Source organism: Salmonella sp. 32010601201800023SM, assembly GCF_017572235.1.
Taxonomy (GTDB): domain Bacteria; phylum Pseudomonadota; class Gammaproteobacteria; order Enterobacterales; family Enterobacteriaceae; genus Salmonella; species Salmonella enterica.
The window spans coordinates 198,814-212,614 of sequence record NZ_JAGEQS010000005.1; the positions used below are offsets into that span (position 1 = coordinate 198,814).

At 54.2% G+C, this 13,801-nt stretch carries 11 protein-coding genes and 1 pseudogene; 7 read left to right on the top strand and 5 right to left on the bottom strand.

Features of this window, described 5'->3' with window-relative positions:
• Positions 1 to 7 precede the first annotated feature (7 nt).
• Positions 8 to 991: a dipeptide ABC transporter ATP-binding protein gene (gene dppD, locus J4617_RS16255; protein WP_001196509.1), complete on the top strand. Its 984-nt coding sequence runs from the start codon at positions 8 to 10 to the stop codon at positions 989 to 991.
• On the top strand, positions 988 to 2,001 hold the full coding sequence (gene dppF, locus J4617_RS16260) for a dipeptide ABC transporter ATP-binding subunit DppF (protein ID WP_000103563.1): 1,014 nt from the start codon (positions 988 to 990) through the stop codon (positions 1,999 to 2,001). Before dppD ends, dppF begins: the two co-directional genes overlap by 4 nt.
• A 100-nt stretch (positions 2,002 to 2,101) precedes the next feature.
• On the opposite strand, the gene J4617_RS16265 is transcribed toward dppF, so the two are convergent.
• Both J4617_RS16265 and J4617_RS23070 read right to left on the bottom strand, forming a co-directional pair.
• Positions 2,102 to 3,400, bottom strand: a complete 1,299-nt coding sequence (locus J4617_RS16265; RefSeq protein WP_017465314.1) for an aromatic amino acid transport family protein — start codon at positions 3,398 to 3,400, stop codon at positions 2,102 to 2,104.
• 117 nt (positions 3,401 to 3,517) lie between these two features.
• Positions 3,518 to 3,670 (bottom strand): annotated as a pseudogene (locus tag J4617_RS23070) (PLP-dependent transferase); the annotation flags it as partial.
• A 373-nt stretch (positions 3,671 to 4,043) separates the two neighbouring features.
• On the opposite strand from J4617_RS23070, the gene J4617_RS16275 reads away from it, so the two are divergent.
• A complete protein-coding gene (locus J4617_RS16275) occupies positions 4,044 to 4,151 on the top strand; it encodes a type I toxin-antitoxin system toxin Ldr family protein (protein WP_001537650.1) in 108 nt (35 codons plus the stop codon).
• Positions 4,152 to 4,232: 81 nt separating this feature from the next.
• Here J4617_RS16275 and bcsG read toward each other — a convergent pair whose 3' ends face one another.
• From bcsG to bcsE, 3 genes are read right to left on the bottom strand one after another with little or no spacing between them, the layout of a single operon-like run.
• Positions 4,233 to 5,912 (bottom strand): cellulose biosynthesis protein BcsG, encoded by a 1,680-nt coding sequence (bcsG, locus tag J4617_RS16280; protein ID WP_000192026.1) that lies wholly within the window; start codon positions 5,910 to 5,912, stop codon positions 4,233 to 4,235.
• Positions 5,909 to 6,100 carry a cellulose biosynthesis protein BcsF gene (gene bcsF, locus J4617_RS16285; protein ID WP_000988321.1) on the bottom strand — a complete coding sequence of 64 codons (192 nt, stop codon included), beginning with the start codon at positions 6,098 to 6,100 and terminating at the stop codon, positions 5,909 to 5,911. The genes bcsG and bcsF overlap by 4 nt, the downstream gene beginning before the upstream one ends.
• Positions 6,097 to 7,668: a cellulose biosynthesis c-di-GMP-binding protein BcsE gene (gene bcsE, locus J4617_RS16290; RefSeq protein WP_072100722.1), complete on the bottom strand. Its 1,572-nt coding sequence runs from the start codon at positions 7,666 to 7,668 to the stop codon at positions 6,097 to 6,099. Before bcsE ends, bcsF begins: the two co-directional genes overlap by 4 nt.
• Positions 7,669 to 7,912: 244 nt before the next feature.
• On the opposite strand from bcsE, the gene bcsR reads away from it, so the two are divergent.
• The 4 genes from bcsR to bcsB are packed head-to-tail and all read left to right on the top strand — an operon-like array spanning position 7,913 to position 13,801.
• Positions 7,913 to 8,116, top strand: coding sequence for a cellulose biosynthesis protein BcsR (gene bcsR, locus J4617_RS16295; protein WP_000282616.1), 204 nt, complete (start codon positions 7,913 to 7,915; stop codon positions 8,114 to 8,116).
• The gene (bcsQ, locus tag J4617_RS16300) at positions 8,117 to 8,869 is read left to right on the top strand and encodes a cellulose biosynthesis protein BcsQ (protein ID WP_000996122.1); all 753 of its coding nucleotides are present in this window, start codon (positions 8,117 to 8,119) and stop codon (positions 8,867 to 8,869) included.
• Positions 8,866 to 11,490, top strand: a complete 2,625-nt coding sequence (gene bcsA, locus J4617_RS16305; protein WP_017465316.1) for a UDP-forming cellulose synthase catalytic subunit — start codon at positions 8,866 to 8,868, stop codon at positions 11,488 to 11,490. Before bcsQ ends, bcsA begins: the two co-directional genes overlap by 4 nt.
• A gap of 10 nt (positions 11,491 to 11,500) precedes the next feature.
• On the top strand, positions 11,501 to 13,801 hold the full coding sequence (gene bcsB, locus J4617_RS16310) for a cellulose biosynthesis cyclic di-GMP-binding regulatory protein BcsB (protein WP_000823809.1): 2,301 nt from the start codon (positions 11,501 to 11,503) through the stop codon (positions 13,799 to 13,801).

A 13,801-nucleotide genomic window follows, 5' to 3' on the forward strand; every position in this document is an offset into this window, starting at 1 on the left:
GTTCGAGATGGCGTTATTAAATGTAGATCAATTATCGGTGCACTTCGGCGACGAAGGGACACCGTTCAAAGCCGTCGACCGCATTAGCTACAGCGTGAAGCAGGGTGAGGTGGTCGGGATTGTCGGCGAGTCTGGTTCCGGCAAATCCGTCAGCTCGCTGGCAATTATGGGGCTTATCGATTACCCAGGCCGCGTGATGGCGGAAAACCTGCTCTTTAACGGACAGGATCTGAAGCGCATTTCCGAGAAGGAACGTCGCAACCTGGTGGGCGCTGAAGTGGCGATGATTTTCCAGGACCCGATGACCAGCCTCAATCCTTGCTATACCGTTGGCTTTCAGATTATGGAAGCCATCAAGGTACATCAGGGCGGGAACAAGAAAACCCGTCGTCAGCGAGCGATTGACCTGTTGAACCAGGTGGGTATTCCCGATCCGGCTTCTCGTCTGGATGTCTATCCGCACCAGCTTTCTGGCGGCATGAGTCAGCGTGTGATGATTGCGATGGCCATAGCCTGTCGACCAAAGCTGTTAATTGCCGATGAACCGACCACGGCGCTGGATGTGACCATTCAGGCGCAAATCATTGAGCTGCTGCTGGAGTTGCAGCAAAAAGAGAACATGGCGCTGGTGCTGATTACCCATGACCTGGCGCTGGTGGCGGAAGCGGCGCACAAAATTATCGTCATGTACGCCGGGCAGGTCGTCGAAACCGGCGCTGCGCAGGATATTTTCCGCGCGCCGCGTCATCCCTACACCCAGGCACTGCTACGCGCGTTACCAGAGTTTGCTCAGGACAAAGCGCGCCTGGCGTCGCTGCCGGGCGTGGTGCCGGGGAAATATGACCGACCGACGGGCTGTCTGCTTAACCCGCGCTGCCCCTACGCCACGGACAGATGTCGTGCGGAAGAACCTGCTCTCAACCAACTGGACGATGGACGTCAGTCAAAATGTCATTACCCACTCGATGATGCCGGGAGGCCCACACTATGAGTACGCATGAGGCCACCTTGCAACAGCCGCTGTTGCGGGCTATCGACCTGAAAAAACACTATCCGGTGAAGAAGGGGATCTTTTCTCCGGAACGGCTGGTAAAAGCGCTGGACGGCGTGTCGTTTAATCTCGAACGCGGTAAAACGCTGGCCGTAGTGGGGGAGTCCGGTTGTGGAAAATCCACACTGGGTCGCCTGCTGACGATGATTGAAACGCCAACCGGCGGCGAGCTTTATTACCAGGGGCAGGATCTGCTTAAACACGATCCGCACGCGCAGAAACTGCGGCGGCAGAAAATTCAGATTGTGTTTCAGAACCCCTACGGTTCCCTGAATCCACGCAAGAAAGTGGGGCAAATTCTGGAAGAGCCGTTGCTGATCAATACCAGCCTGAGTAAAGCGCAGCGTCGTGAAAAAGCGCTGGCGATGATGGCGAAGGTGGGGCTGAAAACCGAGCACTACGACCGCTATCCGCATATGTTCTCCGGCGGCCAGCGTCAGCGTATCGCTATCGCCCGCGGTCTGATGCTTGATCCGGACGTAGTGATTGCCGACGAACCGGTCTCCGCGCTCGACGTGTCGGTGCGCGCCCAGGTGCTGAACCTGATGATGGATTTGCAACAGGATATGGGGCTGTCTTATGTCTTTATCTCGCACGACCTGTCGGTGGTGGAACACATCGCCGATGAAGTGATGGTCATGTACTTAGGCCGCTGCGTGGAGAAAGGGACCAAAGAGCAGATTTTTAACAATCCACGTCATCCCTATACCCAGGCGTTGCTCTCCGCCACGCCACGGCTGAATCCGGACGATCGCCGTGAGCGGATTAAGCTGACCGGCGAGTTGCCGAGCCCGCTGAACCCGCCGCCGGGCTGCGCCTTCAACGCCCGCTGCAGCCGTCGCTTCGGACCCTGTACGCAGTTACAGCCGCAGCTTAAAGAGTACGACGGCCAGTTGGTGGCCTGCTTTGCCGTCGATCAGGATGAAAATCCGCAGAAACCGCTGAGTTAATTGCGTTTTATGCCGGATGGCGGCTGCGCCTTATCAAGCCTACACCGTACCTGTAGGCCTGGTAAGCGTAGCGCCACCGGGCATGGCTCTCCGGTACGACTTATTCAATCAATTTTAATAACGGCGACAGGCACAACAATATTCCATATAACAGAATAAGCCAGGTTTTCAGGCCGCGTAATTTTTCCAGTTGCGCTACTTTATAAATCAGGAAAAAGGGAATAATACACGCGACAATGCCATAAAGCGGACTGCCTAACTGGAAAAAGACCAATACTGAGACGCGAAACGAAACCCAAATAACCAGAGTAACCACGATAAAGACACAGATTCCAGATGTCAGTAACAGTGGGTTGACGTTTTTGACATCCATAATACGACTCAATACATTCAGTACAATACCTTTAAGCGCTTCGTGAAAACCTAAATAAATACCAAAGAACGCGGTAAGTACGGCAAAAATATTGAGGATGGTAGAGGTAATGTGGATGATATGGCCAGGGATTACCTGAGCTGCCAGCGCAAGGGCGGAAATATTCTGCTCGAATGCTGATACCGCCTCTTCATGACTAATCGAAAAGGTAAACGAGAACGAGAAAAAGAGAATAATGGCAATCAGCGTAATATAGCTAATGCGATGCGTGCGAATCGCCATCCGGGTGGCCAGCACACGGTCAGGTTCGCGCTTACGATAGGCGATGTTCATTGGGTTTAGCACCTGAATGAAGACCGCAGAAAAGAAGCAAAATGGGATAGTGAGCAGTACGTCGCGAAAGAAAACCGATGCGGCGGGAAAGGCGGAAATATTATCAAGATTCCAGTGTGGGATCATCGCGAAACCGAATATCAGAATGATCCCGACTTTTACCACCACCATCGGGCCGGAAATTTTAAATAATAACTTTTCCCCGCCGGAGGCAATCGCCACCAGCACGGCGAAAATCACGACTTTATAGATAATAGACTGCGAAAGATCGGCCTCAGTAAGGCCGAAGGTTTTGATATAGGAGGCGCTATCAAACACCACCGACAGGGAGTAAATAAACACCCCGTGGATAATCATAAGAAAATAGATTACACCGAGAAAAATGCCCCAGTTTTTGCCAAGATAGTGACTGATAATATCCGTATAATCGTCACAGGTTTCGCTTTCAGATAACGTTTTTAGATAAATATCCTGCACAATATAGGTAGCGGGATAGGCGATGATAAAAGCGGTAATAAATACCCAGATCCCCTTGAGACCGATTTGCACTGGCATTAAGACGGTACCGGCGCCGATCGCCATTCCGATACACAAGAGCACCCAGCCAAAATCATATTTTGTAAACGGTAATCTCGTTGAAAGCGGTGTGGTCGTAGCGTTACTGTTATTTAATGGTAATGTGTCGTCCTGCATAGAGCCCCCTGCCCAAAATATACGCAGCTCTCTCATAAAGAATGCTGCCTATAACCAGGCTATAGTGCCTTGATACCCGATGCGGCAAACCGGTGACAGCGGTTCGCCGAGCAATCGTCAGAATGCTGCTTTTCTGCTGGCGCGTTCAAGGTCATGAATAATATCGTCGGGATCTTCAGGTCCCGCTGAAAGACGGATAAGTTCGTCGGTAATACCTGCTTTTAGCCATTCCTCTGGCGCAACAGGCGAATATGTCATAGACGCAGGATGCTGAACGAGGGTTTCGGTATCACCGGGACTGGCCGCGAGGAGGCATAATTTACAGAATTGAGCGGCTGACTGCCAGCCTCAGAAATGCTGAATGTATTCTGGCAAATAAAAGTAGTCGTCTGCGAAGCGTCACGCAGATTGCACGTTAGCGCCGTGCCGGGACGGGGATTTTGCCGTAATATCAGCAGCAAGCCGGGTTTACCCGGTGAGGCGCAATGTTGCGGGGGCTTGATCCCCGGCGGCATTGGTTGCTGGAAAGAGAAAACCTCCGCACGTTGACTGGTATAAACCTGGCAACCTGACGGAGGCTAAACTTGATCCTCAACACATCAAGGATAGCCGCGAACGGTTGCCATTGCAACAAGGCGGCTATATGACGCTTACGCAGTTGGGCGTGGCCTTCTGGCACGATCTGGCAGCGCCGATCATTGCTGGCATTATCGCCAGTGTGATCGTCAACTGGCTACGTGACAGGAAGTAACGCGTTTTGAGCGTCTGTCCGCCGTAATGGCAACATGCGCCCGAACCAGGCCGCAGGGGAAACCTTGCGGCCTTTTTCGGTTTACTGCGGGTAAGGCACCCAGTCGCCGCCATTCAGACGAACGTAGGGCTTACCCTGGTACTGAATCACCACCGCATTAGCGTTTTCTGAAACCGGCGCGGTTTGCGGCAGATTGCTGGTCAGCTTGTTCCAGTTCACACTGTCTTCGGTAAAGAGCTTACCGTCCACGGCGCGTACGACCAGTTCGGAAATCGCCAGGTAGCTGCTCGGCTGATTAATATCAATCGGCGCGCCCTCATGCGGGGCTTTCATGCCAAAAAATTTCACGCCCGCCGGGACGTTGGTGATGGAGGGGCTGGGAATATCGCGCAGGCCTGAGATCTGCATTCTGTCGCCCTTCAGCGCGCCGCCGTGCTCCGGTACGACGACTACCATCACCTTACGCCCGGATTTCTCCAGTTCGGTAAAGAAGGCGTCCAGTTCATCGAACAGTTTCTGCGCGCGGATTTTATAATCCGCCGTTTTGCTGACGCCGGGGAAGTGGTTGCCATCGTGCAGCGGCAGCAGGTTAAAGAAAGTCGCGGAGCGGGAATTGGCTTCACGTTCTTCCCCTGTCAACCAGCGGTTCAGGACCGCCAGATCGTCATATACCGGCGAGCCGTCGAATGACAGCAGGGCGGTTGGCAGGCCGGACTGGTTCATCAGTTCGCTCTGCATACCGCCGTTTTCGCGAACTTCTTTCAGGAAGCCGCCAAATTCACCGTTATGATCCATCATCAGATGCTGAGTAAAGCCCAGTTTCGCCAGATTATCAAACAGATAACATTCGTTATTGGCTGGTTGATAAAGTCGGGTATGCGAAGGTTGACCACAGCTGGCGCGCAGCAGACGAATGGCCGCCGGGCCGCTGTAAGACGTACCGGAATTAAAGTGTTTAAACAAAATGTCAAAGTGCGACCATAGCGGATGTGACATCAGGCCTGCCGCTTCGACATCCGACCAGGAGAGCGAACAGATATTGATGACCAATAGGTCGAACGGCTGCGCATCAGGCGGAAGCTGCGCCGGGAACGTCGTTTTCCGCTTTTCTTCCGCGGCATAGAAGGTGTTCAACCAGGCGTTCAGATTCGCGGTCGTCGGCGGCGCGGTTTGCGCAGGCATATCGCCGATGACCGGCTTATCGCCCGCTGTCGCGACGGTAGCGGCTGCATTACCGCCAGTCGTCGTCACCGTATCGGTTGGCTGGCCTGCTGGCCACAGCGTAAAAACCGGGCCGGTTAATGTCAGGACATTCAGCCATACCATGATGGCGACCACAAACACCGTAACCCGAATCCACTGTGATAAAAAAAGCCAGGCAACCAGCAGTACGAAGATGGCGCCGATCATTTGCCAGTTAATAAAACGGGCGATCAGATCGAGCAGATAACCGGAGCTGAATTCCGCTACCTGCGTCCCCTGGCTCATAATGCTTTGCGGGCCGGGCAGCCAGGTATCATGCCAGAACAGCGCGAAGCCGACGGGAATGGCAATCCAGTGGCGCAACCGGTGAAGGCGATATTTTGGTATTGGCATGAGCAGAAACGCCATGAATACCAAATTCAGTAAAGGATGAAAATTCAGATAGCCTGCCCACAGCAGGCCAAACTTGACCAGAAAATAGAAGTTCCAGCCGGAAAGACCGCGCCAGTATTGCCAGAGCGGAGAAGGCATTGATGGAGTTTGAGTATGCTGAGTCATTTTTTGTCTGCCTTGACTTTCGTAGCGCGGCGCAGAGTTCCGGCTGGTTTTACATAACGAGGTTTGGCAAATAGCAGCCGGGTTGTATCACTGATACGGCGTAGCGAATGACGCGCCAGATAGCCCAGCGGAAAGAAAATCAGCGCGCAAAAAAGAATAATTTGCACGATATCGCTGATGGTCATCATGATGCACGCTCCGCGGTGTCGTCGAGCAGTCGCAGGGGTTCAGGAATACGACGCCAGATGCGGCCATCGTGTTCGGCATTTATTACCGGGTCGGCGCGTTTTGCCAGCGGTAGCGGCGTTCCCCACAGTTCCGGCGACAATAAGCGCATCTGCACCAGCTCGGCGCTGATTTGTTTATCTTCGAACCAGACCATACGATTAGAGAAAATATCGCCCGTCGGCAAAGGGAAAATATGGTTTAACGCGGTATCCAGATCGTTGACCCGGCAGAATGATAAAAACAGCACCAGACGGTTGCCGCCGATGGTCATAATATCGCCGGTTCGGTTTGGCCGACATAATGTCAACGCCTGCTCAACCCGAATGCCCGGCACCGGGCGCAGCGCGACCAGAACGCCTTTCCCGTCGGCGGGGAGCAGGGTGTTGCTCATCATCGTATGGATGGCATCGCAGAAGGTATCCCACGGCTGAAAACCGCGCAGTTTCAACGGCTGCGTCATCGACAGTAGCGTGGTGATGTCTTCCGGTACGTAACGGTTGAACTGCTGCCCCTGCACGCTTTCAATAAGCGTCAGACAGCGTGAAAGCGGGGCGTTCCAGGGAATGATCATATTCGCGCCGCAGCCCAGCAGCAGGCGCTCATCGGTGGCGCGCAAACTGGCAATATTTTCGCGCACGACAATTTTCAGCGCGCTTCCCCGTTGGCGCCGCAAAGTATGAATGCGACGAGCAAGCGGCTCGATTTGGTTGTTCTGTGTAAGCGAAAAAATGATTGTCGCGGCCTGCGCCGTGCGCGCGTCGTTGAATAGCGCTTCGTTATTGTCGAAAAGCGTCCAGTGTTCCGAGAGCGGCGGCGCGCCTTCAAGGACGGCGACGTGGCTAAGAATGCGTTTTTCGTCGCTACGCGGCTGAATTGCCGTCTCCTCCTGATGGGATAGCGTCCAGCGTTCGTCCTGCTGACACAGCAATAACTGCTGTCGGGCGCTGACGCCTTTTTCGTTACACCAGAAGGCAATATCGAACAAATGTTGGTCGCCCTGAAAACGTAAACTGGCGAGGCCAAAAAGTGAGCGATACTCGCCCATCAACAACGAGGACTGTTTATCGCTATTATTACAAGGGTTAATAACCAACAATGAACAGTGATGAAAACGAGTCCATTTATTCATTTTTTCCAGCCATTTATGCAGGCTTTCTGACGTTATATTCCGCCACGTGTTATTTGCACAAATAAGAATGAAAAAGTAATGCGTCGGGTTAACAGAACAAAGCAAATCGTGGGGCAAAGAGTATAGCCCTTTTTCTGAATCCGGCATGGTAAATAAGCGGATTTTCTCCGGACCGTGAGATTCATCTAATTTGATTACTTTGCCAGGATCGCCTTCCATGCCGATGACGGCGACATTTGCATTCTCCGTTTGTGACGCAATCGTTTGATTCACCAGGCTGATGGCATCTTGCTGGCGATCGGCGTTAACCCACCAGACGCCGCCGGTTGGCATATGGCGCAGTTCATCCCATAATGATGAGATGCCGAGAGAAAATACGGGGTCCACAGTGTCCCTCATGTCACTATTTTAACTGTTTATCAGTTTACTAGCGAAAGCACAGAAATAAACCTAACATTGAAATTAAAACGCATCAGATTTAGCATGTGAATCAATTTGTCCGGCAGGATGCCCTGTAACTCTGCGCTTTGCATTTTTACACATTATAAATGATGTCACGGAAAGATGAAAAATGCGCGTTCTCCCGTATTGACGACGGGGCGTAATGCTGCCAGTGAGAAATATTTAAAAAGGAGCAACCAGAATGTATAACAATGAACCTGGCGCTCAGTCCGATCCAACGTTGGGCTACACTTTTCAAAATGATTTTCTGGCATTAAGCCAGGCGTTTTCACTACCCGAAATAGATTATACCGATATTTCCCAACGCGAACAGTTGGCGGCGGCGATTAAAAGATGGCCACTCCTGGCTGAATTTGCGCAACCACATTCATTAAGGAAGCCATGAATGGCGATTCTGGGACTGCAGGGCGTGCGCGGCGGGGTGGGAACCACATCTCTCACCGCAGCACTCGCCTGGGCGTTACAAATCTTAGGGGAAAATGTCCTGGTGATTGACGCCAGCCCCGATAACCTGCTGCGCATGTCGTTTAACGTCGACTTCGTCCATCAGGGCGGTTGGGCGCGATCGTTGCTGGACGGCCAGGACTGGCGCGATGCCGGGTTACGTTATACCTCACAGCTTGATCTACTGCCGTTTGGACAGCTCACCGCGCAAGAGCGGGAAAATCCGCAGGCCTGGCAGGAGACGCTGGGAGAGATCGGATCGGCTATCCAGGCGCTGAAAGCGAGCGGGCGTTATAGCTGGATTTTACTGGACTTGCCCTACGGCGCGTCACCGCTGACACGGCAACTGGTGAGCCTCTGCGACCATACGCTGGCGATAGCCCGGGTTGACGCTAACTGCCATATTCGCCTTCATCAGCAGGCGTTGCCTGCCGGAGCGCATATTCTGATCAATGACTTACGCATTGGCAGTCAGTTACAGGACGATCTGTACCAGGTCTGGCTGCAAAGCCAGCGCCGGTTGCTGCCCATTGTGATCCATCGCGATGAGGCGATGGCGGAGTGCATGGCGTCGAAACAGCCGTTAGGCGAATATCGCAGCGATTCGTTAGCCGCCGAAGAGGTGTTAACGCTGGCGAACTGGTGCCTGCTGCATGATGCGGGCGACAAAACGTCCGCCGGGAGCCTGCGATGAGCGCCCTTTCCCGGTGGCTGCTTATCCCGCCGGTTAGCGCGCGTTTGAGCGAGCGCTATCAGGGTTACCGCCGCCACGGCGCGTCGCCGTTTAGCGCAGCGCTCGGCTGCCTGTGGACGATTCTGGCGTGGATAGTGTTTCCGCTTGAGCATCCGCGCTGGCAGCGTATTCGCGACGGGCATAAAGCGCTTTATCCGCATATTAACGCCGCCCGCCCGCGCCCGCTGGACCCGGCCCGTTACCTCATTCAGACCCTCTGGCTGGTGATGATCTCGTCGGCTAAAGAACGTCATGAACCGCGCTGGCGGTCATTTGCGCGCCTGAAGGACGTTCGTGGACGTTACCATCAATGGATGGATACCTTACCGGAACGGGTGCGCCAAAAGACAACGCATCTGGAAAAGGAAAAAGAGCTGGGACATCTTAGCAACGGCGCCCGGCGTTTTATTCTGGGCGTTATCGTGACCTTTTCACTGATACTGGCGCTGATCTGTATTACGCAGCCATTTAACCCGCTATCGCAATTTATCTTTCTGCTGTTGCTGTGGGGCGTTGCGCTGTTGGTACGACGTATGCCGGGACGCTTTTCCGCGCTGATGCTCATCGTGCTGTCGTTAACGGTCTCCTGTCGTTATATCTGGTGGCGCTATACCTCGACGCTAAATTGGGACGACCCGGTCAGTCTGGTGTGCGGGCTGATTCTGCTGTTTGCGGAAACCTACGCCTGGATTGTGCTGGTGCTGGGGTACTTCCAGGTGGTGTGGCCGTTAAATCGTCAACCGGTGCCGTTGCCGAAAGAAATGTCGCAGTGGCCGACGGTGGATATTTTTGTACCGACCTATAACGAAGACCTTAATGTGGTCAAAAATACCATTTACGCTTCGCTTGGCATTGACTGGCCGAAGGACAAGCTGAATATCTGGATCCTTGATGACGGCGGGCGTGAATCATTTCGTCATTTTGCCCGACATGTTGGCGTGCATTACATTGCCCGCACCACGCATGAACACGCCAAAGCCGGCAACATCAACAATGCGCTAAAACACGCGAAAGGCGAGTTTGTGGCGATCTTCGATTGCGACCATGTGCCGACACGCTCGTTTCTGCAAATGACAATGGGCTGGTTCCTGAAAGAAAAACAGCTGGCGATGATGCAGACGCCGCATCATTTCTTCTCCCCGGACCCGTTTGAGCGCAACCTGGGACGTTTTCGTAAAACGCCTAACGAAGGCACGCTGTTTTACGGACTGGTGCAGGACGGTAACGATATGTGGGACGCCACTTTCTTTTGCGGATCGTGCGCGGTGATTCGCCGTAAGCCGCTGGATGAGATTGGCGGTATCGCCGTTGAGACGGTGACGGAAGATGCGCATACTTCGCTCCGGCTGCACCGGCGAGGTTATACCTCAGCGTATATGCGCATTCCGCAGGCGGCGGGGCTGGCGACGGAAAGCCTGTCGGCGCATATCGGGCAGCGTATTCGTTGGGCGCGGGGTATGGTGCAAATTTTCCGCCTCGATAACCCTCTGTTTGGTAAAGGCTTAAAACTGGCGCAGCGGCTGTGCTACCTCAACGCGATGTTCCATTTCTTGTCCGGCATTCCGCGCCTGATCTTTCTGACCGCGCCGCTGGCTTTTCTGCTGCTGCACGCCTATATCATTTATGCGCCTGCGTTGATGATTGCGCTATTTGTGATACCGCACATGGTCCACGCCAGCCTGACTAACTCGAAGATTCAGGGCAAGTATCGTCACTCTTTCTGGAGTGAAATCTATGAAACGGTACTGGCATGGTATATCGCACCGCCGACTCTGGTCGCGTTGATCAATCCGCACAAAGGGAAATTTAACGTCACGGCGAAAGGCGGGCTGGTGGAAGAGAAGTACGTCGACTGGGTAATCTCGCGTCCGTATATCTTCCTTGTCTTGCTTAACCTGCTCGGCGTGGCGGCGGGCGTATGGCGATACTATTACGGGCCGGAAAATGAAACGCTGACCGTCATCGTTAGCCTGGTGTGGGTCTTCTACAACCTGGTCATTCTCGGCGGCGCGGTTGCGGTTTCGGTAGAGAGTAAACAGGTCAGGCGCGCGCATCGGGTCGAGATTGCCATGCCGGGGGCCATCGCCCGCGAAGATGGACATTTGTTCTCCTGTACCGTACATGACTTCTCCGACGGCGGGTTAGGCATCAAGATCAACGGTCAGGCGCAGGTGCTGGAAGGGCAGAAAGTGAATCTGTTGCTTAAACGCGGGCAGCAGGAATATGTCTTTCCAACGCAGGTGGTGCGCGTAACAGGCAATGAGGTCGGGCTGCAACTGATGCCGCTCACCACCAAACAACATATTGATTTTGTGCAGTGTACCTTCGCTCGCGCCGATACGTGGGCGCTTTGGCAAGATAGCTTCCCGGAAGATAAACCGCTGGAAAGCTTGCTGGATATTCTGAAGCTGGGCTTCCGCGGATATCGCCACCTCGCGGAATTCGCGCCGCCTTCAGTAAAAGTAATTTTCCGATCGTTGACGGCGTTAATTGCCTGGATTGTATCGTTTATTCCGCGTCGCCCGGAGCGGCAAGCGGCGATACAGCCGTCGGATCGGGTTATGGCTCAGGCTCAACAATGATGATAATGCGATGAAAAGAAAATTGTCCTGGATGTGTGCGGCGGTAATAGGATTAAGCGCGTTTCCTGCTTTCATGACGGCGGCGGCGCCTGCTACGCCGCCATTGATAAATGCTGAACCCACCGAGCCTGCGCCGTCGCCCGCAACTGAGGCGCCCGTCGTGGCGCAGACCGCGCCTTCGCGCGAGGTCAAGCTGACCTTTGCGCAAATCGCGCCGCCGCCGGGTAGTATGGCGCTGCGTGGCGTTAACCCTAACGGCGGCATTGAATTTGGTATGCGCAGCGATGAAGTGGCGTCGAAAGCGGTGCTGAATCTGGAATATACGCCCTCGCCGTCGCTCCTGCCGGTTCAGTCGCAGCTCAAGGTTTATCTCAATGATGAACTGATGGGCGTACTGCCGGTGACAAAAGAGCAGTTGGGGAAAAAGACGCTGGCGCAGGTACCTATCAATCCGCTATTTATCACCGACTTTAACCGGGTGCGGCTGGAGTTTGTCGGCCACTATCGCGACGTGTGTGAAAACCCGGCCAGCAGTACTCTGTGGTTAGACATCGGGCGAAATAGCGCCCTGGATCTGACCTATAACATGCTGGCGGTGAATAACGATCTGTCCCACTTCCCGGTGCCGTTTTTCGACCCGCGGGATAACCGTCCGGTGACGTTGCCGATAGTGTTTGCTGATATGCCGGATCTGGCGCAGCAGCAGGCGGCTTCTATTGTCGCGTCCTGGTTTGGCTCGCGGGCGGGCTGGCGCGGTCAGCGCTTCCCGGTGTTGTATAATCACCTGCCGGATCGCAATGCGATCGTGTTCGCCACCAACGATCGACGCCCCGATTTCCTGCGCGATCATCCTGCGGTTAACGCGCCGGTTATCGAGATGATGAGCCATCCGGATAATCCGTATGTGAAGTTGCTGATCGTGTTTGGTCGAGATGATAAAGACCTGTTGCAGGCGGCAAAAGGTATCGCGCAAGGGAATATTCTCTTCCGTGGTTCCAGCGTGGTGGTCAACGATGTAAAACCGCTGCTGGCGCGCAAACCGTATGATGCGCCGAACTGGGTGCGTACCGATCGCCCGGTCACTTTTGGCGAGCTGAAAACCTATGAAGAGCAGCTCCAGTCGAGTGGGCTGGAGCCGGCGCCCATCAACGTTTCTTTGAATCTGCCGCCGGACCTCTATTTGCTGCGTAGCAACGGTATTGATATGGATCTCAACTACCGTTATACCTCGCCGCCGACCAAAGACAGTTCACGGCTGGACATCAGTCTGAATAACCAGTTCCTGCAAGCCTTTAGCCTTAACAGCACGCAGGAAACTAATCGACTCCTGTTGCGCTTGCCGGTACTTCAGGGACTGCTGGATGGTAAAACGGATGTGTCTATTCCGGCGCTCAAACTGGGGGCGATGAACCAACTACGTTTTGACTTCCGCTACATGAATCCGATGCCGGGCGGGTCGGTGGACAACTGTATTACCTTCCAGCCGGTACCGAATCATGTGGTGATAGGGGATGACTCCACTATCGATTTTTCGAAATATTACCACTTTATCGCGATGCCGGATTTACGCGCGTTCGCCAATGCGGGTTTCCCGTTCAGCCGGATGGCCGACTTGTCTGACACGCTGGCGGTGATGCCGAAGACTCCAACCGAAGCACAAATGGAAACGCTGCTGAATACGGTCGGCGCCATTGGCGGGCAGACCGGTTTCCCGGCAATTAATCTGACCATCACCGATGATAGCGCTCAGATAGCCGACAAAGACGCCGATCTGCTGATTATTGGCGCTATTCCGGGCAAGCTAAAAGACGATAAGCGTATCGATCTGTTGGTACAGGCGACACAAAGCTGGGTAAAAACCCCGATGCGGCAGACCGCTTTCCCGTCGATTATGCCGGATGAGGCCGATCGCGCGGCGGATGCGCAGTCCACCGTCACCGCCAGCGGCCCGATGGCGGCGGTGGTGGGCTTCCAGTCGCCGTTTAACGATCAGCGCAGCGTGATTGCTCTGCTGGCTGACAGCCCGCGCGGTTACCAGCTACTGAACGACGCCGTGAACGACAGCGGTAAACGCGCCGCGATGTTTGGTTCCGTGGCGGTGATCCGCGAGTCCGGCGTTCACAGTCTGCGCGTTGGCGATATCTATTACGTCGGACATCTGCCGTGGTTTGAGCGGCTGTGGTATGCGCTGGCGAATCACCCGGTGCTGCTGGCGGTACTGGCGGCCCTCAGTGTGGTATTACTGGCGTGGGTATTGTGGCGTCTGCTACGTATTCTCAGTCGCCGTCGTCTCGACCCTGACCATGAGTAA